Genomic DNA, 23,880 nt, shown 5'->3' with positions numbered 1-23,880 from the left:
TGTTATCAGGAAACAGCATACTGGGCTATTAAGCCCTTTTTTTATGTCTTGGGGGTGGGCTTGTCCACATTAGAGCAAAAATTAACAGAGCTGATTTCAGCACCGGTAGAAGCGCTAGGCTACGAACTGGTTGGTATCGAGTTTGTACGCGGTCGCACATCCACGTTGCGCATCTATATTGATAGTGAAAATGGCATCAATGTTGACGATTGTGCTGATGTCAGCCACCAGGTCAGCGCTGTATTCGATGTTGAAGATCCAATTACCGTCGCCTATAACCTAGAAGTTTCCTCACCAGGCCTTGAGCGCCCACTCTTCACTGCAAAGCATTACACGCAATTTATCGGCGAAGAAGTGAGCCTGGTGCTGCGTATGGCCGTACAGAACCGCCGCAAATGGCAGGGCATCATCAAATCCGTAGAAGGTGAGATGATTACTGTTGCCGTTGAGGGTAACGATGAAGTGTTCGCACTGAGTAACATCCAGAAGGCGAACCTGGTTCCCCACTTTTAAAAGTCCGGATTGAGGCATACCAGGATGAACAAAGAAATCTTAGCTGTAGTCGAGGCCGTATCTAACGAGAAATCCCTCCCACGCGAGAAGATTTTTGAGGCGCTGGAGAGCGCTCTGGCAACGGCTACCAAGAAAAAATATGAGCAGGAAATCGACGTCCGCGTCAGCATCGACCGCCGCAGCGGCGATTTTGATACGTTCCGCCGCTGGGTTATTGTTGATGAAGTAACAATGCCTACGCGCGAAATTACCCTGGATGCCGCGCGTTTTGAAGATGAAGCGTTGAATCTGGGCGAGTACGTTGAAGACCAAATCGAGTCAGTCACCTTCGACCGTATCACGACTCAGACGGCGAAGCAGGTTATCGTGCAGAAAGTGCGCGAAGCTGAACGTGCCATGGTTGTTGATCAGTTCCGTGAGCAGGAAGGTGAGATCATCACCGGCGTGGTTAAAAAAGTAAACCGCGACAACATCTCACTGGATCTGGGCAACAATGCGGAAGCTGTTATCATTCGTGAAGACATGCTGCCGCGCGAAAACTTCCGTCCAGGCGACCGTATTCGTGGTGTACTGTATGCAGTACGTCCGGAAGCACGCGGTGCTCAGCTGTTCGTTAGCCGCTCCAAACCGGAGATGCTGATCGAACTGTTCCGCATCGAAGTACCGGAAATCGGCGAAGAAGTGATTGAAATTAAAGCCGCTGCGCGCGATCCAGGCTCACGAGCTAAAATCGCAGTGAAGACTAACGACAAGCGTATCGACCCGGTTGGTGCTTGCGTTGGTATGCGCGGTGCGCGTGTTCAGGCGGTATCCAGCGAGCTGGGTGGCGAGCGTATTGATATCGTGCTGTGGGATGACAATCCTGCGCAGTTCGTCATCAATGCCATGGCCCCAGCGGATGTCGCTTCTATCGTGGTGGATGAAGATAATCACACCATGGATATCGCTGTTGAAGCCGGAAATCTGGCTCAGGCGATCGGCCGTAATGGCCAAAACGTGCGTCTGGCTGCCCAGCTGAGTGGTTGGGAGCTGAACGTAATGACGGTCGACGATCTGCAGGCGAAGCATCAGGCTGAAGCCCACGCTGCCATCGGCGTCTTTACCAAACATCTCGACATTGACGAAGAGTTTGCCACCATGCTGGTTGAAGAGGGCTTCTCTTCACTGGAAGAACTGGCTTACGTGCCGATCAACGAGCTGCTGGAAATTGACGGTCTGGATGAAGAGACAGTAGAAGCGCTGCGCGATCGTGCGAAAAATGCGTTAACCACCCTTGCTCTGGAAAAAGCTGAGAGTCAGGGCGGCAATCAGCCGGCAGAAGACTTGCTGAGCCTGGAAGGTCTGGATCGTGAACTGGCATTCAAGCTGGCTCAGATCGGCGTTTGTACGCTGGAAGATCTTGCCGAGCAGGGTGTTGACGATCTGTCAGATATTGAAGGCCTGAACGATGAAAAGGCCGGTGAGCTGATTATGGCTGCACGTAATATCTGCTGGTTCGGCGACGACGCGTAATAAACTGTAGCAGGAAGGAACAGCATGACAGATGTAACCGTAAAATCGCTGGCCGCAGAGATACAGACCCCGGTAGAACGCCTGGTACAGCAATTTGCTGATGCAGGGATCCGCAAGTCTGAAACAGACTCTGTGACGCAGCAGGAAAAAGAGACGCTCCTGACCCATCTGAATCGTCAACAAAATGGCGGTTCTGGTAAACTGACTTTACAGCGCAAAACGCGCAGTACCCTGAATGTGCCCGGCACCGGTGGTAAGAGTAAAGCGGTGCAAATCGAAGTCCGCAAAAAGCGCACCTATGTAAAAGGCGATCCTGCTGAAGCTGAACAGGCTGAAGCAGAAGAGCAGGCACAGCGTGAAGCGGAAGAACTGGCTCGTCGCGAGGCTGAAGAAGCAGCTCAGCGCGAAGCCCAAGCAAAAGCGAAGCGTGAAGCCGAGGAGCAGGCCAAACGTGAGGCAGCTGAGAAAGCCAAACGTGAAGCAGCGGAAAAAGATAAAGTGAGCAATCAACATACCGACGAAGTAAGCCGGACCCAGACGTCCGATAAAGCCCGCCGCGAAGCGGAAGCCGCAGAACTGAAGCGTAAAGCCGAAGAAGAAGCGCGTCGCAAGATCGAAGAAGAAGCGAAGCGCGTAGCGGAAGAAGCACGCAAAATGGCGGAAGAAAAAGGTTCCGAGTGGGCAGAAGCCGAGAAAGAAGTTGAAGACACTTCTGACTACCACGTGACCACCTCCACTCATGCCCGTGCGGCTGAAGACGAGAACGATGCGCAGGTTGAAGGCGACCGTCGCACTCGTGCTGCTCGTCCTGCAAAGGCTCCTCAGCGTAAGAAAGGCAACAAGCATTCTGAAGCGAAAACCGACCGTGAAGAAGCGCGTGCGCAATTCCGTGGCGGCAAAGGTGGCAAGCGCAAGCCAAGCACTCTGCAGCAGGGCTTCAACAAGCCAGCTCAGGCTGTTAACCGTGACGTGATTATCGGTGAGACCATCACCGTAGCGGAACTGGCTAACAAAATGGCAGTGAAAGGTTCCCAGGTCATTAAAGCCATGATCAAGATGGGCGCTATGGCGACCATCAACCAGGTTATCGATCAGGAAACGGCTCAGATGGTCGCGGAAGAAATGGGTCACAAAGTGACGCTGCGCCGCGAAAATGAGCTGGAAGAAGCGGTAATGAGCGACCGTGATACCGATGCAGCAATGGAATCACGTGCGCCAGTTGTTACCATCATGGGTCACGTTGACCACGGTAAAACGTCCCTGCTGGACTACATTCGCTCCACCAAAGTCGCCTCTGGCGAAGCGGGCGGCATTACCCAGCATATCGGTGCATACCACGTTGAAACTGACAACGGTATGGTCACCTTCCTGGATACCCCTGGTCACGCCGCGTTTACCGCAATGCGTGCGCGTGGTGCTCAGGCAACGGATATCGTTATCCTGGTTGTGGCGGCTGACGATGGCGTGATGCCACAGACTATCGAAGCTATCCAGCATGCTAAAGCGGCGAAAGTGCCGGTTGTGGTTGCTGTGAACAAGTGCGATAAGCCAGAAGCCGATCCAGACCGCGTTAAAAACGAACTCACCCAGTACGGTATTATTCCGGAAGAGTGGGGCGGCGAGAACATGTTCGTTAACGTTTCCGCTAAAGCGGGTACCGGTATCGACGACCTGCTGAATGCAATTCTGCTGCAGGCTGAAGTTCTGGAACTGACTGCGGTTCGTCAGGGTATGGCGAGCGGTGTGGTTATCGAATCCTTCCTGGATAAAGGTCGTGGTCCGGTTGCTACCGTGCTGGTACGTGAAGGTACCCTGAACAAGGGCGACATCGTACTGTGTGGCTTCGAATACGGCCGTGTTCGTGCAATGCGTGACGAACTGGGTCGTGAAGTGATGACCGCGGGTCCTTCTATTCCTGTGGAAATCCTCGGTCTGTCAGGCGTGCCTGCTGCCGGTGATGAAGCGACAGTCGTTCGTGACGAGAAGAAAGCCCGTGAAGTTGCGCTGTACCGTCAGGGCAAATTCCGTGAAGTTAAGCTGGCTCGTCAGCAGAAATCTAAGCTGGAAAACATGTTTGCCAACATGACCGAAGGCGAAGTATCTGAACTGAACATCGTGCTGAAAGCCGACGTACAGGGTTCTGTCGAAGCGATCTCCGACTCCCTGCTGAAGCTCTCTACCGACGAAGTGAAAGTGAAGATCGTAGGTTCTGGCGTAGGGGGTATCACCGAAACCGACGCTACGCTGGCTGCGGCTTCCAACGCGATTCTGGTTGGCTTCAACGTTCGTGCCGATGCTTCTGCCCGTCGCGTGATTGATTCAGAAAGCCTGGATCTGCGTTATTACTCCGTCATCTATAATCTGATTGACGAAGTGAAGCAGGCAATGAGCGGTATGCTGGCGCCTGAGTACAAGCACCAGATCACCGGCCTGGCTGAAGTTCGTGACGTGTTCAAATCACCTAAGTTTGGCGCAGTTGCAGGCTGTATGGTGACTGAAGGTAATATCAAACGTCACAACCCAATCCGCGTTCTGCGTGACAACGTGGTTATCTACGAAGGCGAGCTGGAATCCCTGCGCCGCTTCAAAGATGACGTTAACGAAGTTCGTAACGGCATGGAATGTGGTATCGGCGTGAAGAACTACAACGATGTACGCGTTGGCGATATGATCGAAGTATTCGAAATTATCGAGATCCAGCGTACTATCGCTTAATGGTTGCCTGATCAACCTGTTCGGGAGGCCTTTGCGCCTCCCGTATTTATTTGGAGAGAATAATTATGGCGAAAGAATTTGGTCGCCCACAGCGCGTCTCCCAGGAATTGCAGAAAGAGATCGCAATTATTTTACAGCGTGAGATCAAAGATCCACGTCTGGGCATGATGGTTACCGTGTCAGGCGTAGACCTGTCGCGCGATCTGGCCTATGCCAAAGTGTTCGTCACCTTTTTGAATGATAAAGACGAAGCGGCTATCAAAGCTGGCCTGCGTGCGCTGGGCGATGCTTCCGGCTATATCCGCTCGCTGCTGGGCAAAGCGATGCGCCTGCGCATCGTGCCTGAGCTAACCTTCTTCTACGACAATTCGTTGGTTGAAGGGATGCGGATGTCTAACCTTGTCACTAACGTGGTGAAAAACGATGAAGAACGTCGTGGCCCCGCGGAAGAAGACAAGGAGGACTGATGAGTCGTCCTCGTCGTCGCGGACGCGATATCCACGGCGTACTGTTGCTGGATAAGCCGGGTGGCCTCTCTTCCAACGATGCGCTGCAAAAGGTAAAAAGGCTGTTCAACGCCAATCGCGCGGGTCATACCGGCGCCCTTGACCCGCTGGCTACCGGTATGCTGCCGATCTGTCTGGGTGAAGCGACCAAGTTCTCGCAGTATTTACTGGATTCCGATAAGCGTTATCGCGTCATTGCACGTCTGGGCCAGCGCACTGATACGTCCGATGCGGATGGTCAGATTATTAGCGAGCGTCCGGTCAGCTTCACGCAGGAACAGCTTGAAGTCGCACTCGACAGTTTCCGTGGCGAAACCCAGCAGGTGCCGTCGATGTATTCGGCACTTAAGTATCAGGGGCGTAAGCTTTATGAATACGCTCGTGAAGGGATTGACGTTCCACGTGAAGCGCGCAGCATTGTGGTTTATGAACTTAAGTTCATTCGCTGGGAAGGCAATGAGCTTGAGCTTGAAATTCACTGCTCGAAAGGGACCTACATTCGTACCATTACGGATGATTTAGGCGAGCTGCTGGGCTGCGGCGCGCACGTTACTTTCCTGCGCCGTTTACAGGTTGCTACGTACCCGATAGCCAGCATGGTCACCCTTGAGCAGCTCAATGCATTGAGTGAAGAAGCTTATCGCAGCGAACGCGCGCCAGCTGAACTGCTTGATGCGTTACTGATGCCAATGGACAGTCCGGCAGCCGCTTACCCTGTCGTGAACCTGCCGGAAACGGTATCGGCCTACTTTAAGCAGGGGATGCCCGTACAGGCTTCAGGCGCGCCTGCTGAAGGTCTGGTTCGCGTAACTGAAGGACCGGAAAGCAAGTTTATCGGCATGGCGGAGATTGCTGAAGACGGTCGCGTGGCACCACGGCGATTGGTTGTAGAATATTCCGACTAGCCATTTGCGAAAGCCCCCTTCTTAAGAGTAGAATGGCGCGGCTTTACACTGGGTTGCTGAATTAGAGATCGGCGCCTGTACATTTATCTTAAAATTTGGAGTTGTAATATGTCTCTAAGTGTTGAAACTAAAGCGCAGATCGTTGCTGATTACGGCCGTGATGCTAACGACAGTGGTTCTACCGAAGTTCAGGTTGCTCTGCTGACCGCACAGATTAACCATCTGCAGGGTCACTTCTCTGAGCACAAAAAAGACCACCACAGCCGTCGCGGTCTGCTGCGTATGGTTTCCCAGCGTCGTAAGCTGCTGGATTACCTGAAGCGTAAAGACGTTGCACGTTACACCAGCCTGATCGAGCGTCTGGGTCTGCGTCGCTAAGTCAAAGAATCTGCTATCGTTTCCTGAGGCGCAAGCTGGCAGGTAAAATGGTGAAAAGGCAGATTTGTGCGAGTTTCGCTAAAAAGGGGCCTTTATGGCCCCTTTTTTCAGGCCAGCCGCAGCAATCCAGGTCAAACTATTGTATTGTTGCTGAGTGTGATCTTCAGTTGCAGAGATTCGCGCGGCTAATGAGAGGCTTTGTCCCGGGCGGGATTAAGGGTTGTCATTAGTCGCGAGGATGCAGATGAAGATTTAAAGTCCACCACGGCCGGGTCAGTGCCCTGCCGAGAAGTTAAGGATATAATTTTGCTGAATCCGATCGTAAAAAAATTCCAGTATGGTCAGCATACCGTCACGCTTGAAACCGGTATGATGGCTCGCCAGGCAACGGCAGCCGTAATGGTAAGCATGGACGACACCGCCGTGTTCGTTACCGTTGTAGGCCAGAAAAAAGCGAAACCAGGTCAGGGCTTTTTCCCACTGACCGTTAACTATCAGGAGCGTACTTACGCTGCTGGTCGTATCCCAGGCAGCTTCTTCCGTCGTGAAGGCCGTCCAAGCGAAGGCGAAACGCTGATCTCGCGTCTGATTGACCGTCCGGTCCGTCCACTGTTCCCTGAAGGTTTTGTTAACGAAGTCCAGGTGATTGCCACCGTGGTTTCCGTTAACCCACAGGTGAACCCGGATATCGTTGCGATGATTGGTGCTTCTGCTGCACTGAGCCTGTCAGGCCTGCCGTTCAATGGTCCAATCGGCGCTGCGCGCGTTGGTTATCTGAACGATCAGTACGTGCTGAACCCAACCACCGACGAGCTGAAAGAAAGTAAGCTGGATCTGGTTGTTGCGGGTACTCAGGGCGCGGTGCTGATGGTTGAGTCAGAAGCAGAACTGCTGAGCGAAGATCAGATGCTGGGCGCCGTGGTATTTGGCCACGAGCAGCAGCAGATTGTGATCGACCAGATCAATGCGCTGGTTGCCGAAGCGGGTAAACCACGCTGGGACTGGCAGCCAGAAGCTGTCAACGAAGCGTTACACGCTCGTATCGCCGCACTGGCTGAATCTCGCCTGAGCGATGCTTACCGCATCACTGAAAAACAGGAACGTTATGCTCAGGTTGATGTGATCAAATCTGAAGCAACCGCCGCGCTGCTGGCAGAAGACGAAAGCCTGGACGCTGCTGAAATCAGCGACATCCTGCATACGCTGGAAAAAAATGTGGTTCGTAGCCGCATCCTGCGTGGCGAGCCGCGTATCGATGGCCGTGAAAAAGATATGATCCGTGGTCTGGACGTGCGCACTGGCGTACTGCCACGTACCCACGGTTCAGCCCTGTTCACCCGTGGTGAAACTCAGGCGCTGGTAACGGCTACGCTGGGTACGGCACGTGATGCACAGAACCTGGACGAGCTGATGGGCGAACGTACCGACAGCTTCCTGTTCCACTACAACTTCCCTCCATACTGCGTCGGTGAGACCGGGATGGTAGGCTCGCCTAAGCGTCGTGAAATTGGTCACGGTCGTCTGGCGAAGCGTGGCGTACTGGCCGTAATGCCTAAAGGCGATGCGTTCCCGTACACCGTGCGTGTGGTTTCTGAAATCACCGAGTCTAACGGTTCTTCTTCTATGGCTTCTGTCTGTGGTGCCTCTCTGGCACTGATGGATGCTGGCGTACCAATCAAAGCGGCCGTTGCTGGTATCGCGATGGGTCTGGTAAAAGACGAAGAAAACTTTGTTGTTCTGTCTGATATCCTGGGCGATGAAGATCACCTGGGCGATATGGACTTTAAAGTGGCCGGTAGCCGTGAAGGTATCACCGCGTTGCAGATGGACATCAAAATTGAAGGTATCACCCGCGAAATCATGCAGGTGGCTCTGAACCAGGCTAAGGGTGCGCGTCTGCACATTCTGGGCGTGATGGAACAGGCTATCAGCACCCCTCGCGGCGACATCTCTCAGTTTGCGCCACGCATCCATACCATCAAGATCAGCCCGGACAAGATCAAAGATGTGATCGGTAAAGGCGGCTCTGTTATTCGTGCGCTGACTGAAGAAACCGGCACCACCATCGAAATCGAAGATGATGGCACCGTGAAAATCGCAGCGACCGACGGTGACAAAGCGAAATTCGCTATCCGTCGTATCGAAGAGATTACCGCTGAAATCGAAGTTGGCCGTATCTACAACGGTAAAGTTACCCGTATCGTTGATTTCGGTGCTTTCGTTGCCATCGGCGGCGGTAAAGAAGGTCTGGTTCACATTTCTCAAATCGCTGATAAGCGCGTAGAGAAAGTGACCGACTATCTGCAGATGGGTCAGGAAGTGCCGGTTAAGGTACTGGAAGTTGATCGCCAGGGCCGTGTGCGCCTGAGCATCAAAGAAGCCGCCGAGCCGGAAACGGCTGAGGCAGCTCCAGCGCCAGCGCCAGAAGCAGAATAAGAAGACCACAAGCTCTCTCTGCTGATGCAGGGAGAGCTGTATCATCGCGAGGGCAGGACGACACCTTGTGCACGGCAGGCGGATGAAAGGAGAGTCATCCCATTGTTTGTATTTGGGAGTGGAAATGAAGCCTTTTTTGCGCTGGTGTTTCGTTGCGACAGCTTTAACGCTGGCAGGATGCAGCAACTCGGATTGGCGTAAGAACGAGGTTCTGGCTGTTCCGCTACAGCCGACGTTGCAACAGGAAGTTATCCTGGCACGTATGGAACAAATTCTTGCCAGCCGGGCCCTGACCGATGATGAACGCGCACAGCTGTTATATGAGCGCGGAGTGTTGTATGATAGTCTTGGTTTGAGAGCACTGGCGCGGAATGATTTTTCACAGGCGCTATCTGTCAGACCCGATATGCCCGAAGTATTCAATTACTTAGGCATATATTTAACGCAGGCAGGCAATTTTGATGCTGCCTATGAAGCGTTTGATTCTGTACTTGAGCTTGATCCAACTTACAATTACGCGCATTTAAACCGCGGTATCGCCCTGTATTACGGCGGAAGGTTTAAATTAGCGCAAGATGATCTGCTGGCGTTTTATCAAGACGATCCTAACGATCCTTTCCGTAGCCTGTGGCTCTATCTCGATGAACGCGAGATGAACGCCGACCAGGCAAAAGTAGCGCTACAACAGCGGTACGATAAAGCGGTCAGGGATCAATGGGGATGGAATATTGTCGAGTTCTACCTGGGACACCTCAGCGAAAGCAAGCTGATGGAGAGTCTTAAGGCGGACGCAACAGATAACACCTCGCTCGCTGAACATCTCAGTGAAACCAACTTCTATTTAGGTAAGCACTACCTAAGTCTGGGGGAGAAGGACAGCGCAGAAGCGTTGTTCAAGCTGACGGTCGCCAACAACGTACACAACTTTGTTGAGCATCGATATGCATTGTTGGAGCTGGCGCTACTCGGCCAGACACAAGACGATTTATCAGAATCTGACCAGCAATAGCTGACGAACTTTTATTGCCCTGATTTTAGAAAGGTCATCATCTTAACGGATGAGGGCTTTTTTGTTCGTCGAAACCACTAATTTGAGCCGGTTCACACTTTTTGATGAAAATGACTGAAAGTTTTCACGACGAGTTATGTAGACTGGCCGCCGCAATCTAAGAGGCACGTGTACTACATGACTGATATTGAAACCACTTTTGCTGACCTTGGTCTGAATGAATCCATTCTCGAATCACTTAACGGCATGGGCTATGTAAAGCCATCTCCGATCCAGGCTGAGTGTATTCCTCACCTGCTGGCGGGCCGTGACGTGTTGGGTATGGCACAGACCGGGAGCGGTAAAACAGCAGCGTTCTCGCTGCCACTGCTACACAACATTGACAGCAACCTGAAAGCACCACAGATCCTCGTGCTGGCACCAACTCGTGAGTTGGCGGTTCAGGTTGCAGAAGCCGTAACTGAATTCTCTAAACACATGCGCGGTCTTAACGTGGTGGCCCTTTACGGCGGCCAGCGTTATGACGTACAGCTGCGTGCTCTGCGTCAGGGTCCACAAGTTGTTGTGGGTACACCTGGACGCCTGTTGGACCACCTGAAACGCGGCACGTTAGACCTTTCTAACCTGCGCGGACTGGTGTTGGACGAAGCTGATGAAATGCTGCGTATGGGCTTCATCGAAGACGTTGAAACGATCATGGCTCAGATTCCAGCCGATCATCAGACTGCTTTGTTCTCTGCAACCATGCCAGAAGCGATTCGTCGTATTACCAAACGCTTCATGAAAGATCCACAGGAAGTGCGTATTCAGTCAAGCCTGACCACGCGTCCTGATATCAGCCAGAGCTACTGGACCGCTTACGGTCGTAAGACTGACGCGCTGGTTCGCTTCCTGGAATCAGAAGATTTTGATGCGGCGATCATTTTCGTCCGTACCAAAAACGCCACGCTGGAAGTGGCCGAAGCGCTGGAGCGCAGCGGTTACAACAGTGCTGCTCTGAACGGCGACATGAATCAGGCACTGCGCGAGCAGACGCTGGAGCGCCTGAAAGATGGCCGCCTGGACATTCTGATCGCAACCGACGTTGCGGCCCGTGGTCTGGACGTTGAGCGTATCAGCCTGGTGGTAAACTACGACATCCCTATGGATGCTGAGTCTTACGTTCACCGTATCGGCCGTACCGGCCGTGCGGGTCGTGCTGGCCGTGCGCTGCTGTTCGTTGAGAACCGTGAGCGTCGTCTGCTGCGTAACATTGAACGCACCATGAAGCTGACCATTCCAGAAGTTGAGCTGCCAGGTGCAGAACTGCTGGGTCAACGTCGTCTGGCTAAGTTTGCGGCTAAAGTTCAGCAGCAGCTGGAAAGCAGCGATCTGGAACAGTACCGTGCGCTGCTGAGCAAAATGCAGCCTGCGGAAGAAGAGCTGGATATCGAAACGCTGGCTGCCGCGCTGCTGAAAATGGCTCAGGGCGAACGCCCACTGATCGTGCCAGCCGACCCGGCTCCACGTCCACGTCGCGAATTCAAAGATCGTGACGATCGTCGCGATGACCGTCGTGGCGATCGCCCGGACCGTGGTCCACGCGAAAGCCGTGACGGCGAGCGTCCACGTCGTGAACGTCGTGACGTTGGCGATATGGAAGTTTACCGTATCGAAGTTGGCCGTGATGATGGTGTTGAAGTTCGTCATATCGTTGGTGCTATCGCTAACGAAGGCGACATCAGCAGCCGTTACATCGGTAACATCAAGCTGTTTGGTACGCACTCAACTATCGAGCTGCCGAAAGGCATGCCGGGTGATATTCTGTCTCACTTCACCCGTACGCGTATTCTGAACAAGCCGATGAACATGCAGCTGATCGGTGATGCGCAGCCTCGCAGCAACGAACGTGGTGCTGAACGCGGCGGCGAACGCCGTGGCGGTGGTGCAGGTCGTGGCGGTTTCGCTGGCGGTCGTAGCGAAGGTGCACGTCCTGAAGGCGGTCGTCGCTTCAGCAACGAGCGTAGCGGTGGCGGTGAGCGTCGTGGCGGTGGTTTCAGCCGTGACGGTGGCAGCCGTGGCCCACGTCGTGAAGAAGCTGGCAGCGCGCCAACACGTCGTCGTGACGCGTAATTGCCCGGGCGTTTAACACGCCCGCTATAGAAATGCCGGTCATGTAAATGACCGGCATTTTTTTTGCCTGTTGATTGGGTAAGCGTCGGTAAATAAGGTCACGACCTGAGATAAATTAAGCCAATTAAATAAAAAATCCCGTCAGTCCGATTACACTTCCCTTGAAGCTAACAACTCATGAACTAAGGGAAGCCCGTGTCTGAAAACAATCTCGCAATGACTAACAGCCATGCCAGTCGTCTTACTACCAGAGCGATATTTTTTGTCACCGGAATGGCTATGGGTCTTTGGGCGACGCTGGTGCCTTATGCTCAACAGCGTACCGGGTCAGCGGCGGGCGAGCTTGGGCTACTTTTGCTCTGTCTGGGCGCGGGTTCGCTGCTCTCAATGATCGGCTCAGGCCGTTTGATTGGTCGTTTTGGCTGTCGCAGCGTGATTGTGGGGTCAGTGTTAGTTTATTGTCTGATGCTTCCCTTCCTTGCTACGCTTGACGATTTGCGTTTGCTGGCGCTAAGTCTCTTTATCTTTGGGATGGGAATTGGTCTGGCTGACGTCGCGATGAACGTACAGGGCTCGCTGGTGGAACAGGCGTCCGATAAACCTCTGATGTCCGGTTTTCACTGTATGTGGAGCGTGGGGGGCATTGCGGGCGCAGCAGGGGGAGCAATGCTGTTTAGCGCAGGTCTGACGCCGCTACAAAGTACCTGGATTACCAGTGGTTTCATTGTGCTCATACTGCTGCTTTCTTTTAATGCGCTTCTCCCTTTCGGTAACCATGAGCCAGAAAACCACTCTGCTGGTAAGGCCCGACCTAACTTCCGCCTGATCCTGATGGCGATAATGGCGATGATCTCTTTTATGGCCGAAGGCGCGGTCATTGACTGGAGCGGAGTATTTATGACGGATAACCGCGGAATGGCGGTCGCGCATGCCGGATGGGGGTTTGCGATCTTTGCTTCAGCAATGTCGCTAATGCGTTTGACTGGCGATGCGGTGGTTACCCGGCTGGGCCGTAAACGCGTGCTGATTTATGGCGGACTTGCCGGGCTGGCTGGCTATATGATGGTAGTCTTATTACCCGGCTGGCTGCTGTCGCTGTGCGGGTTTGCGCTGATTGGTATTGGCGCGGCCAATATTGTCCCGGTGCTTATTACCCTTGCCAGCCAGGAAAAAGTGATGCCGGTTAACATGTCTGTCTCAATGGTGGCAACGCTTGGCTATCTTGGCGTATTGGGCGGACCTGCGCTGCTCGGCTGGATAGCGCACATCTCCAGCCTTTATGTTGCCTTTACGCTGGTCGCCGCCGCATTTTTAGTGATTGTTTTTGGTGCCGCTAAGCTGCGCTATTAATCGTTGATAAAAAGAAGGCAGTGAACCTGACGGACTCACTGCCTTTATCCTCTTCAGCTGAAGATATCTGCCGCTCAGAGCGACTGGTGCGCTTCCATTGCCAGCTCGAAAGAGCGCAACCGCGCCTGCTGATCGAAAATCTGCCCGTTAACCATAATCTCATCGGCCTGCGTTTCACGGATCAGGGAAGCCAGCCCATGACGAACTTTATCGCCATCACCGACGATCGACATACTTAACGCCTGCTGCACGCCATACTGTTCGGACGGAGACCAGAAGTTATCCATGTTTTCTACTGGCGCAGGCAGCGGACCCGGCCTGCCCCGACGCAGATTAACGAACTGCTGCTGCATTGAGGTAAACAGGAAACGTGCGTCATTTTCACTGTCAGCCGCCACCACGTTGACACACACCATTGCATGCGGTTTTTCAAGGCGAGCGGAAGGCTTAAAGTTTTCACGATACAGGTGCAGCGCCTGGAACAGCATATCCGGCGCGAAATGCGAAGCAAAAGCAAACGGCAGGCCAAGCTTAGCCGAGAGCTGGGCGCTGTACAGACTTGACCCCAACAGCCAGACAGGGATCTTCAATCCCAGACCAGGCACAGGCTGTACCGCTGGCTGAGCTGAACCTTCCGCGTCAAACCAGGCGATCATCTCAGAAACATCGGCAGGAAAATTATCAACGTGGCCGCCCATATGACGACGCAGCGCCATCATGGTGCGTTGATCGGAGCCTGGCGCACGGCCAAGGCCTAAATCGATTCGGCCCGGATAGAGTGATTCGAGCGTACCGAACTGCTCGGCGATAACCAGTGGCGAATGGTTAGGGAGCATAACGCCGCCGGATCCAAGACGCAGAGTGGTGGTGTTTGCCGCCAGATAGCCAATCAGCACCGAAGTCGCGGCGCTGGCAATACCCGTCATATTATGATGCTCAGCCAGCCAGTAGCGGTTAAAGCCGAGCTTTTCCGCCTGTTGTGCCAGCGCCAGCGAAGAATGGAAAGCATCGCGCGCGCTCGCACCTTGCGGAATAGGGGCCAGATCCAATACCGACAGAGGAACAGTTTTTTTATCAGACATAAATTGCTCACTTATTCGAAGGGCGGCGGTAGCGCCAAAACAAACACACAGCCTAAGCGATCTTTCGCTCACCAGATTGGCAGTTTGCAGCACTTTCATGGCCGAAACTGCGGAGCGCCCAGGGTGTAGCTACCTGTCAGTATATCAACCTGTAACCATAATAATTGCATTTATTTTGCCACAGGCAGGCGCAAGGCCTGCTCAGGGATCATTCGATCAATTCAAGCCCGGCGACCTGGCGCCAGTAGCCGTTGCACTGCTGATGCGGAGTAAGAGGTAGCGGATATTCCCCTTTTTCGTTCGCACGGAAATCGTCAATAAGCGAGAACGTTTCGCTGCTTTGCGCAGAGAGCCGAACAATATCGACGATGCCCTGCATGGAGAGCAGATCGTTGCCCAGGTTATAGCAGTAGCCGCTCATGGTCTGGATACCGTTAAGTACGAACACCTGCTGATCTTCCTGAGTTCGCAGGCTCCTGCCGTTGGGAAAGTTAATGCAGCAGGTCTGGCAATCGTCCTTGCCGCGATTTTCTGCTCTGGCGGTAAAACAGCGGGCAGAGAGCGCCAGCGGCAGATGGCCATAGCTCAATACTTCCACCTCGAACTGGTGGCGAATCCCTAACTCCTCGCACTGATTCAGCAGATTTACCAGCCAGTCTCGTGAAAGCTCAACCGGCATGCACCAGCGGATCATCCCCAGCTTGTGCAGCAGGCGCAGCGTGACGGCGTTATAGCAGTTCAGCGCATGGCCGGCGACAAAGGGCAGGCCCGCTTCCGCTGCCATATTCACCGTCCCGATGTCGTTGGCTTCAATCAAAAACTCGCCGTTATCGACATAGCGTTTCAGTTCGGTCAGTTCAGAAGGTGACTCCACCAGGGCAAGGGTGCTCAGCACGACTTGTTTACCGGCGGCGGCCAGCTCTTTTGCCATTGCCATCCAGTCGGCAAACCTGACGGCGCGCCGCTTACTGCATACCGCTTCGCCAAGATAGATGATATCAGCCTGGCTGGTGGCGGCCTGTTGGTAAAACGTCTGTAAGGTTTCTTTCGGCCAGTACCAGAGCACTGGACCCAATGCATATTTCATCATATTCCCTACTGCCATTCACGGTGATAGGCGCCCAGCGTGGTTTGGGTGCCTTCGCTCAGCGCACTCAGCGCCGACATCCAACTTTGCTGGGGGATAAACGCGTGTGGATTGCTTTTGCAGCGATCGATCGCCTGGCGCCAGATACGGGTGACCTGCTCGACATACGCCGGGCTGCGCTGGCGTCCTTCAATTTTCACCGAAGCGATATTCGCCCCAAGCAGCTCAGGCAGCAGTTCGAGAGTATTCAGGCTGGTGGGCTCTTCCAGCGCGTGGTAGCGCTGTTCATCAACCTTATAGCGGCCCTTACATAAAGTGGGATAGCCAGCATTCTCATCCCGTCCGTAGCGATCGATAAGCACTTCGTTCAGGCGTGATTCCAGCCCGTTTGGGGTTTGCTGCCAGCGGACAAAGCGCGCCGGAGAGCAGGCACCTACGGTATTCGGCGATTCGCCCGTCAGATAGGAAGAGAGATAGCAGCGGCCTTCAGCCATGATGCACAGGCTGCCGAAAGCGAAAACCTCCAGCGGTACCGTGGTCGTGCGGGAGAGCTGGCGAACCTGATGAATGGAAAGTACGCGGGGCAGCACAACGCGAGCGACATCGAAATGACGTTGGTAAAATTTGACCGCTTCGGCGTTGGTTGCTGAAGCCTGAACCGAGACGTGTCGCTCAATCTGAGGATAGCGACGGGCGGCATATTCCAGCATAGCAATATCGGCCAGAATCAGCGCATCGACCCCGGCATTGGCGGCCATATCAATAGCGCGTTCCCAGCGCTGATAGCCGGTTGGATGGGCAAAAGTATTAATCGCAACATGCAGTTTGCGGCTATGCTGATGAACATAGCGGGCGGCTTCCTGCAGGCGTTTTTCAGTGAAGTTAAGACCAGCAAAATGGCGGGCGTTGGTATCATCTTTGAGGCCGATATAGACGGCATCAGCGCCGTTAGCAATCGCCGCTTTCAGCGCAGGCAGATTACCGGCAGGACAAAGCAGTTCCATATTAGGCAATTCCGGATTAAAAAAAGAACCCTTAATGCTAATCTGACCAGTAACAGCAGTTTTTGATTTAAGGCAGTTAAACGCGTTTTGAACGGATATAACCGGCTAAAAAAGGCCCGGTGTTCGGCTACTTTATTGATCCAACTGCCCGCTGAAAACTGACACTGTGGCAAAATAGCTGAAATTTTCTCAACAGGAGTGATGATGGTGTTGAACCCGTTACGCGCGCAGATTGTCCGTAAAGGCCCGAAATTCTTGCGCCTCCCGCTGCAACTGACTCCCTTCAGCCTGAAAAAACAGGGCCTGCAACAGCTGCTGAATTGGCAATTTCATCATGCTCTGGCTGAAGGTGAGTTAAACTTTCTGGAAGGGCATGGATTAGGTATTGAAATCCGTGACCTCGGCCTGTGCTGGGTAACCACTGTTGAGCAGGGAAAATTGCAGATAGCCGATCGGGCCGATGCGGACGTGTGGTTCCGCGGTGATGCCAACGATCTGCTGCTGATCGCAGCGCGCAGGCTGGATCCTGATACCCTGTTTTTCCAGCGTCGCCTGATTATCGAGGGTGATACTGAACTGGGGCTTGAGGTGAAAAATTTGATGGATGCCATTGAGCTGGAACGCATGCCGACGCCATTGCGCGTTGTGCTTATGCAGCTGGCTGATTTTGTAGAGGCAGGACTGACTGAGGACGCGACTTCCACGGTTGATCGCGCAGGTGCATCATGTTAATTCGTACGGAGATCGGGGTTGATGCGGCGAGTATCGACAGCCTGTTACGCCGCTGTTTTACTACTTCCGCTGAAGCGGAGCTGGTTCAGCAACTGCGTGAAGATGGTTTGCTGACGCTTGGCGTTGTGGCAACCGATGATGAAGGACAGGTATTGGGCTACGCAGCCTTCAGCCCGGTAACGCTGAATGGCGAAGATCATCAGTGGGTAGGACTAGCCCCGCTGGCGGTAGATGAAAGCGTACGTGGCCAGGGACTGGGTAAACAGCTGACTTATGAAGGTCTGGACACGCTGAATGAGTTTGGCTATGCCGCCGTTGTGGTGCTCGGCGATCCCGCTTATTTCGGACGTTTTGGTTTTGAACCTGCGGCACGCCATCAGCTGCGCTGTCGCTGGTCAGGTGCCGAAGCGGCTTTCCAGGTCTACAAACTGGCCGATAATGCGTTCAATGAGGTCGAAGGGCACATCGACTATTCCATCCCGTTTAACCATGCCTGAGCGCTTCCAGCCAGGCGCTTAACAAATCAGGCTGGTGAGCAACCAGCCTGATTTTATCCTGCCTCTTCAGCTGTTTTACCTGATATTCGAGCTTTGATGCGCTGGAGCGATCGCCTGCCTCACAATAAAACAGCAGGGTCAGCGGCCCTTTGCCACGTAATGCCTTCGCCCCTTTTCCGGTCTGATGCTGGCTAAAGCGCCGCGCCACATCGTTAGTGATACCGGTGTAGAGCATGCCTTTGGCCGTTTGCACAATATAGAGATGCCACGGTGCTTCTTTGCCGTCCATTCAATCCAGCCTCAGTCGATCAGAAACGGAATTCTACCAGTTACGTGGCGGTCTGAAAGGCATTTCATTTTGTATGCGGGCAAAGGAATGTGGCAAAGTACCCTTTTTCCAGGGAGGTTTCGATGTCAGATTCTCAACCGCTTAAAGCCATCACTCGCTATCTGCAAAAGCAGCATGTTCTCTCCGTCTGCGGCGGCGATCCTGTCTGGTGCGCTAACTGTTTTTATGTCTTCAATGCAGAGAAGGTCGCTTTCTGGCTAATGAGCGAGGAAAGCACGCGGCATGGCGCGCAGTTCGTCAGCGATCCCCGCGTAGCGGGCACGGTTAACGGCCAGCCTAAATCGGTGTTGCTGATCAAAGGCGTGCAGTATGCGGGCCGCATCCGGTTACTGGAAGGCGAAGAGAAAGAGCAGGCGCGTAAAGCCTATATTAAGCGCTTTCCGATAGCGGCTACGGTTTCGGCACCCTTATGGGAGATCCTGCCGGATGAGCTGAAAATGACTGATAATGCGTTGGGGTTTGGTAAAAAACTGCACTGGCTGCGGCAAGACGAAACCCAATAGCAGGCATGAAAAAGGTCAGGAAAACCTGACCTCAGTAGCTGTTAGTCTTGTGCTGGCGCAAGGAACACGGGCCGTCCATAAAGACGCAAAAAGCGGCGTCCTTGCCAGCTCGGCCTGGGCCGTCCATGGCCCAGGACGCTTTATTACCGTCCCGTGTTCCTTACGCTTTAAGCAGGATCATCGCGTGAAGGATACAGGCGAGCATTATTGCGTGTCTCAGGCGGTCTCAAGAATGCGCAGCGATTCCCGGTTAAAAGCGGGTAAGTCATCTGGCGTGCGGCTGGAGACAAGCTTGTCGTTATCCACCACCACTTCTTTATCGTAAAAATCAGCACCCGCGTTTTTTAAATCAATCGCGATGGCTTTCACCGACGTCATCTTACGACCGCGCACAGCGTTGGCGCTGATCAGCAGCTGTGGGCCGTGGCAAATAGCAAAGATGGGTTTGCCGAGCTCAACAAACTGCTTAGTGAAATTCACAAAGCGATCGTCGCCACGCAGGCTGTCTGGCGAGTGTCCACCCGGCAGCAGCAGCGCATCGAAATCGGCTGCATTGACGTGATCGATATCTTTATCAATCTTCACTTTCGCTTTGCCCTGTTTACCCGTTACGGTAACGCCGGCTTTCTTATCAATGGTGATGACCTGGTGACCCGCTTTTGTATAGGCGTCGGCGGGGGAAGTAAATTCGGAGTCTTCGAATTCATCAGTGATTAGTACAGCAATCTTCTTACTCATCTTTTCCTCCGGTTATAATTTTGATGTCGCATTAAGTGTGGTTGGTAATCCTGAAAAATCAAGGAGCTCTGATGTAATACGCTACAGGCTGCTGATAAACATAGTGGTTCATCTGTCTGATGGCGGGCGAAACGGCAGGGTCTACACTTAGCAAAAAGGAGAGGATATGAGTCGAGTATTGATCACGGGTGCGACGGGGCTGGTAGGCCGTCATCTGCTGCGTTTATTGATTGCCGATCCTCGAGTCAGCGAAATCATCGCGCCGACGCGACGGAAATTACCCGAGATGAATAAAGTCACCAATCTTGTCGAAGCCGATCTGACGGACGTGCTGGGGCCGTTACAGACGCCGCTGGATCTGGTGTTCTGCTGTCTCGGCACCACCCGGCGTCAGGCGGGCAGCAAAGAAGCCTTTGTGCATGTGGATTACACGCTGGTGTTGGATACGGCAATTGCCGGACAGCGTCTGGGCGCAAAACATTTGCTGGTCGTCAGCGCTCATGGTGCCAACACCCGTTCACCTTTTTTCTATAGTCGGGTGAAAGGCGAAATGGAAAATGCGCTGAAGAAAGAGCGCTGGCCGCGCCTGACGCTGATTCGGCCCTCTTTATTGCTTGGTGAACGGGAGAGCAGCCGCGCGGGAGAATCGATAATGGCGCCGCTGTTTAAGCGGCTTCCCGGCAACTGGCGGGCGGTAAAAGCGAAAGATGTCGCTGCGGTCATGATGCGGGAAGCTTTCACCCCCGCGCGACAGGAGATAACGGTGATTGAGTCGGGCGATATTCCCCGTCAGGCCTGACGCAAATAGTGGATGACCTGATTGCTGCTTCCCCGCCAGCGCAGCGCGGGATCTTTCAGTGCCTGAATAAATTTACCATCCACCAGCACGTTAATCTGCTGTACCACGCGCTGCTGTTCAGCCGTCAGGTCCGCCAGGCAGTAGCCGGTCCACAGCCAGATATCTTTTCCCACACAGTCACGCCGAACGCGTTTGACCAGCCGCAGGACATCGGCAACATTTGCGGGGTGGAGCGGGTCACCGCCGGACAGCGTCAACCCCTGGCGGGGAATGCGGGTGTCAGTGAGGTCGGCAATCAGCTGTTCTTCCATCTGCAAAGTGAAAGGATGGCCTGAGTTTAGCCGCCAGGTGCTTTTGTTATAACAACCCGGGCACTGGTGTTCACATCCCGCCACAAACAGCGTGCAGCGCGTACCCGGCCCGTTAACAATATCGACCGGGTAGTATTGATGGATATTCACCCCAAAGGCCCGGCCAGATGTTTCACGCGGCGCTTCACTTCTTCCTGCTTGCCTGCGTTAAAAGGCCGCGCATCCGGGCTGCCCAGATAACCACACACGCGGCGTGTAACCGAGACGCGCGAGGCATCATGATTACCGCATTTTGGGCAGGTGAAGCCTTTGCTGGTGCATTCAAATTCGCCGGAAAAACCGCAGTCGTAGCATTCATCTATCGGCGTATTGGTGCCGTAATAGGGCACGCGGCTGTAGCTGTAATCCCAGACATCTTCCAGCGCCTTCAGGTTGTGTTGGATATTGGGATATTCGCCGTAACAGATAAAACCCCCGTTGGCTAACGGCGGATAAGCCGCTTCGAAGTCGAGCTTATCGTACGGGTTAACCTTCTTCTCCACGTCGAGATGAAAACTGTTGGTGTAGTAGCCTTTATCGGTCACGCCGGGCACCACGCCAAATTCAGCCGTATCCAGACGACAGAAGCGGTCGCACAGATTTTCACTTGGCGTGCTGTACAGGCTGAAACCGTAGCCGGTTTCCTCTTTCCAGCCGTCAACTGCATCACGTAAATGGCTGACGATAGCAACGGCTTTTGCCCGTAGCTGTTCGTCATCATAAAGGTGGGTCGCACCGCCGCTCAGTGCGTTAATCGTTTCATGAATACCGATATAGCCCAGCGAAATCGAGGCGCGGCCATGTTTGAAGATCTCCGCTACGTTATCATCCGCCGCCAGACGAACGCCGCAGGCACCTTCCATATAAAGGATTGGCGCAACGCGAGCTTTAATATTCTCCAGGCGAGAAATGCGGGTCATCAGCGCTTTTTTCGCCAGGCGTAAACGCTGATCCAGCAGATCCCAAAAGCGGGCTTCATTACCTTTGGCCTCCAGCGCGATGCGCGGCAGGTTAAGACTGATGACGCCGATATTATTGCGGCCATCATGTACCAGCTCGCCATTCTCTTCCCAGGTGCCTAAAAAGCTGCGGCAGCCCATTGGGGTTTTAAACGAGCCGGTGACGCTAACCACCTGCTCATAGTTGAGGATATCGGGATACATTCTCTTGCTGGCACATTCCAGCGCCAGCTGTTTGATATCGTAATTGACATCATCCGGCGAGCGGTTCAACCCCTCTTTGATAGCAAAAACCAGCTTGGGAAAAACGGCGGTTTTATGATTTTTCCCCAGCCCGGCAATGCGGTTGCGCAGAATGGATTGTTGCACCAGGCGTGCTGACCAGCAGGTGCCCAGCCCAAAACCGAAGGTGACAAAAGGGGTCTGACCATTCGCGGTATGCAGCGTATTGACCTCATATTCCAGCGACTGGAAAGCATCAAAACACTCTTTCTCGGTACGGCTTTGCGCATAGCCTTCGGCATCGGCAATGTGCCACTCTTTTGCCGTCTGACGATGCTTTTCAAGGCTGGCCTCAACGAAGGGTGCCAGCACCTCATCAATGCGGTTGATCGTTGTTCCGCCATAGATATGGCTGGCGACCTGAGCAATGATCTGGGCGGTAACGGCGGTGGCGGTAGAAATGGATTTTGGCGGTTCAATTTCCGCGTTGCCCATTTTAAAGCCGTGCGTCAGCATGCCTTTCAGATCGATCAGCATGCAGTTAAACATGGGGAAGAAAGGCGAGTAATCGAGATCGTGATAATGGATCTCGCCTCGTTCATGTGCCAGTACCACGTCTCGCGGCAAAATATGTTGCGTGGCATAGTGCTTAGCGACGATCCCGGCCAGCAAATCGCGCTGTGTTGGGATGACTTTGCTGTCTTTATTGGCATTTTCATTCAGGAGTGCCGGATTGCTTTGCTCAACCAGCCCCTGAATTTCTTTATTCAGTTTGCCACGGCGTTCGCGGGCGATATCCCGGTCGTGGCGATATTCGATGTAGGTGCGTGCCAGTTCGGGATAGCGACCCGCCATTAACGTGTTTTCAACCGCTTTCTGAATATCGTGAATATCCACGCTGTTATGCTGCTGTAGCTGCTGGCAAATCTGACGGGTCACCGCCGCGCAATAGTCGCTGTCTTTTATAGACGCCGCTTCTGCCGCGCCTTTGATCGCCTCCAGGATACGCGCTTCATCAAAGACGCTTTTACAGCCGTCACGCTTAATTACTGTCGACACCATGACTTCATTCCTGTGAAGAAACTATATGTAGATACCTTCTGGTATGATAGCCGCTACATGTAGTGTTTTCGTTTTTTTAACTGCAACTGTTTTGACCTGCAACAAAGAATGAAAAATGTCGAAGCAAAGTTAAGCACTTAAAAACGGCAGAATTTTGTCAGGCGTTCGCGCCGCCATCGACGGTAATTCCCGTGCCGGTGATCTGTTTTGCCGCCGGACTGGCGAGAAAGCTCACCGCGGCAGCAACGTCTTCTGCCGTACCATAGCGACCCAGCGCGATAAACTGCCGCTGGGCTTCAGCGCCTTCACCTTCTGCCGGATTCATATCACTGTCGGTAGGGCCGGGGTGAACAAGGTTGACGGTAATTTCTCTTGAGCCCAGATCGCGAGCCAGGCCCTGGGTAAAAGAGAGCAGAGCGGACTTTGTCATCGAGTAGACCGTAATACCTGGCATCGGAACGCGATTTGCCAGGCAGCTGCCGATATTGATGATCCGACTGCCTTTAGCAAGGTGCGGAAGCGCAGCCTGGGTCGTAAGAACCACGCCGCGCACGTTAACGTTAAGCAGGTCATCGATATCGTTCAGCGACATCTCTTCCAGCGGGCCGCCACGCGCAATACCGGCATTGTTGACCAAAATATCCAGTCCTCCCAGCGCGGCGAGAGTTTCCTCAACCGAGCGGCGGGCATCTTCAGGTATGGCGCTACTGGCCTGAATAGCAACGGCGTGACGGCCTGACGCTTTGATTTCTGCAACAAGCGCTTCGGCTTTGTCCGCCGATTTTTCATAAGTGATAGCGATATCCGCGCCCTGTTCGGCAAGAGAAAGGGCGATTGCTTTGCCTAATCCACGGCTGGCACCTGTAACCAGCGCACGTTTTCCTGACAGAATATTCATGATAACCTCAATTATGTGTTGATCGATACAGAATCATCCTGCGGGCGATTGCATCATGCTGTCAACCGGATTATTATAACGATCGGCACAAAATGAGAAATGACGATGGCAGGCAGAGGAAGACCCAGAAGTTTTGATCGTGAGACCGCGTTGAAAGCCGCA

The 23,880-nt window shown here is 53.5% G+C and carries 22 protein-coding genes; 14 read left to right on the top strand and 8 right to left on the bottom strand.

Features of this window, described 5'->3' with window-relative positions; genetic code table 11:
* Positions 1–60: 60 nt before the first annotated feature.
* The 10 genes from rimP to AAGQ96_RS18910 all read left to right on the top strand — a co-directional run bounded on the left by rimP (position 61) and on the right by AAGQ96_RS18910 (position 13,436).
* Positions 61–513, top strand: a complete 453-nt coding sequence (gene rimP / locus AAGQ96_RS18955; RefSeq protein ID WP_147199990.1) for a ribosome maturation factor RimP — start codon at positions 61–63, stop codon at positions 511–513.
* Between the two features lie 24 nt (positions 514–537).
* On the top strand, positions 538–2,025 hold the full coding sequence (gene nusA / locus AAGQ96_RS18950; RefSeq protein ID WP_147199989.1) for a transcription termination factor NusA: 1,488 nt from the start codon (positions 538–540) through the stop codon (positions 2,023–2,025).
* Between the two features lie 24 nt (positions 2,026–2,049).
* A complete protein-coding gene (gene infB / locus AAGQ96_RS18945; protein ID WP_147199988.1) occupies positions 2,050–4,740 on the top strand; it encodes a translation initiation factor IF-2 in 2,691 nt (896 codons plus the stop codon).
* 65 nt (positions 4,741–4,805) lie between these two features.
* Positions 4,806–5,207, top strand: a complete 402-nt coding sequence (gene rbfA / locus AAGQ96_RS18940) for a 30S ribosome-binding factor RbfA (protein WP_147199987.1) — start codon at positions 4,806–4,808, stop codon at positions 5,205–5,207.
* Entirely contained in the window at positions 5,207–6,151 is a 945-nt protein-coding gene (gene truB, locus AAGQ96_RS18935; protein WP_342754336.1) for a tRNA pseudouridine(55) synthase TruB, read from the top strand. The genes rbfA and truB overlap by 1 nt, the downstream gene beginning before the upstream one ends.
* A 108-nt stretch (positions 6,152–6,259) precedes the next feature.
* Positions 6,260–6,529 carry a 30S ribosomal protein S15 gene (gene rpsO / locus AAGQ96_RS18930; RefSeq protein WP_024966694.1) on the top strand — a complete coding sequence of 90 codons (270 nt, stop codon included), beginning with the start codon at positions 6,260–6,262 and terminating at the stop codon, positions 6,527–6,529.
* Positions 6,530–6,835: 306 nt separating this feature from the next.
* Entirely contained in the window at positions 6,836–8,965 is a 2,130-nt protein-coding gene (gene pnp, locus AAGQ96_RS18925) for a polyribonucleotide nucleotidyltransferase (RefSeq protein WP_147199985.1), read from the top strand.
* Between the two features lie 124 nt (positions 8,966–9,089).
* Positions 9,090–9,974 (top strand): lipoprotein NlpI, encoded by an 885-nt coding sequence (gene nlpI / locus AAGQ96_RS18920; RefSeq protein ID WP_147199984.1) that lies wholly within the window; start codon positions 9,090–9,092, stop codon positions 9,972–9,974.
* 177 nt (positions 9,975–10,151) lie between these two features.
* Positions 10,152–12,086, top strand: coding sequence for a DEAD/DEAH family ATP-dependent RNA helicase (locus tag AAGQ96_RS18915; protein WP_147199983.1), 1,935 nt, complete (start codon positions 10,152–10,154; stop codon positions 12,084–12,086).
* Positions 12,087–12,281: 195 nt separating this feature from the next.
* Positions 12,282–13,436 carry an MFS transporter gene (locus AAGQ96_RS18910; protein WP_342754335.1) on the top strand — a complete coding sequence of 385 codons (1,155 nt, stop codon included), beginning with the start codon at positions 12,282–12,284 and terminating at the stop codon, positions 13,434–13,436.
* Positions 13,437–13,510: 74 nt separating this feature from the next.
* On the opposite strand, the gene AAGQ96_RS18905 is transcribed toward AAGQ96_RS18910, so the two are convergent.
* From AAGQ96_RS18905 to AAGQ96_RS18895, 3 genes are all read right to left on the bottom strand, one after another.
* A complete protein-coding gene (locus AAGQ96_RS18905; protein WP_147199982.1) occupies positions 13,511–14,518 on the bottom strand; it encodes a luciferase-like monooxygenase in 1,008 nt (335 codons plus the stop codon).
* A gap of 208 nt (positions 14,519–14,726) precedes the next feature.
* Positions 14,727–15,605, bottom strand: a complete 879-nt coding sequence (locus AAGQ96_RS18900; protein ID WP_147200686.1) for a U32 family peptidase — start codon at positions 15,603–15,605, stop codon at positions 14,727–14,729.
* An 8-nt stretch (positions 15,606–15,613) separates the two neighbouring features.
* Complete coding sequence (locus tag AAGQ96_RS18895) at positions 15,614–16,609, bottom strand: peptidase U32 family protein (RefSeq protein ID WP_147199981.1); 996 nt, start codon at positions 16,607–16,609, stop codon at positions 15,614–15,616.
* A gap of 204 nt (positions 16,610–16,813) precedes the next feature.
* Here AAGQ96_RS18895 and AAGQ96_RS18890 point away from each other — a divergent pair, with 204 nt between their 5' ends.
* Positions 16,814–17,341 carry an SCP2 domain-containing protein gene (locus AAGQ96_RS18890; protein ID WP_342755591.1) on the top strand — a complete coding sequence of 176 codons (528 nt, stop codon included), beginning with the start codon at positions 16,814–16,816 and terminating at the stop codon, positions 17,339–17,341.
* Positions 17,335–17,838 (top strand): N-acetyltransferase, encoded by a 504-nt coding sequence (locus AAGQ96_RS18885; protein WP_147199980.1) that lies wholly within the window; start codon positions 17,335–17,337, stop codon positions 17,836–17,838. Before AAGQ96_RS18890 ends, AAGQ96_RS18885 begins: the two co-directional genes overlap by 7 nt.
* Here the strand turns inward: AAGQ96_RS18885 and AAGQ96_RS18880 are convergent.
* Positions 17,825–18,127, bottom strand: coding sequence for a GIY-YIG nuclease family protein (locus AAGQ96_RS18880; RefSeq protein WP_147199979.1), 303 nt, complete (start codon positions 18,125–18,127; stop codon positions 17,825–17,827). The two genes, AAGQ96_RS18885 and AAGQ96_RS18880, sit on opposite strands and share 14 nt — an antisense overlap.
* A 122-nt stretch (positions 18,128–18,249) precedes the next feature.
* On the opposite strand from AAGQ96_RS18880, the gene AAGQ96_RS18875 reads away from it, so the two are divergent.
* The gene (locus tag AAGQ96_RS18875) at positions 18,250–18,690 is read left to right on the top strand and encodes a YhbP family protein (RefSeq protein WP_342754334.1); all 441 of its coding nucleotides are present in this window, start codon (positions 18,250–18,252) and stop codon (positions 18,688–18,690) included.
* A 216-nt stretch (positions 18,691–18,906) separates the two neighbouring features.
* Here AAGQ96_RS18875 and AAGQ96_RS18870 read toward each other — a convergent pair whose 3' ends face one another.
* Complete coding sequence (locus AAGQ96_RS18870; protein ID WP_147199977.1) at positions 18,907–19,428, bottom strand: type 1 glutamine amidotransferase domain-containing protein; 522 nt, start codon at positions 19,426–19,428, stop codon at positions 18,907–18,909.
* A 166-nt stretch (positions 19,429–19,594) separates the two neighbouring features.
* On the opposite strand from AAGQ96_RS18870, the gene AAGQ96_RS18865 reads away from it, so the two are divergent.
* Positions 19,595–20,227, top strand: coding sequence for an NAD(P)H-binding protein (locus tag AAGQ96_RS18865; protein ID WP_342754333.1), 633 nt, complete (start codon positions 19,595–19,597; stop codon positions 20,225–20,227).
* Here AAGQ96_RS18865 and nrdG read toward each other — a convergent pair.
* The 3 genes from nrdG to AAGQ96_RS18850 form a co-directional block, all read right to left on the bottom strand.
* The gene (nrdG, locus tag AAGQ96_RS18860; RefSeq protein WP_147199975.1) at positions 20,218–20,688 is read right to left on the bottom strand and encodes an anaerobic ribonucleoside-triphosphate reductase-activating protein; all 471 of its coding nucleotides are present in this window, start codon (positions 20,686–20,688) and stop codon (positions 20,218–20,220) included. The two genes, AAGQ96_RS18865 and nrdG, sit on opposite strands and share 10 nt — an antisense overlap.
* Entirely contained in the window at positions 20,685–22,820 is a 2,136-nt protein-coding gene (nrdD, locus tag AAGQ96_RS18855; protein ID WP_342754332.1) for an anaerobic ribonucleoside-triphosphate reductase, read from the bottom strand. The genes nrdG and nrdD overlap by 4 nt, the downstream gene beginning before the upstream one ends.
* A gap of 157 nt (positions 22,821–22,977) precedes the next feature.
* Positions 22,978–23,718, bottom strand: coding sequence for a 3-oxoacyl-ACP reductase family protein (locus tag AAGQ96_RS18850; RefSeq protein ID WP_147199973.1), 741 nt, complete (start codon positions 23,716–23,718; stop codon positions 22,978–22,980).
* Between the last annotated feature and the right edge of the window lie 162 nt (positions 23,719–23,880).

Origin of the sequence: Pantoea sp. MBD-2R (assembly GCF_039134845.1) — a bacterium.
Classification (GTDB): domain Bacteria; phylum Pseudomonadota; class Gammaproteobacteria; order Enterobacterales; family Enterobacteriaceae; genus Erwinia.
Note: the sequence above shows the minus strand (reverse complement) of the source record. Positions and strands in the feature narration are given on the sequence as shown.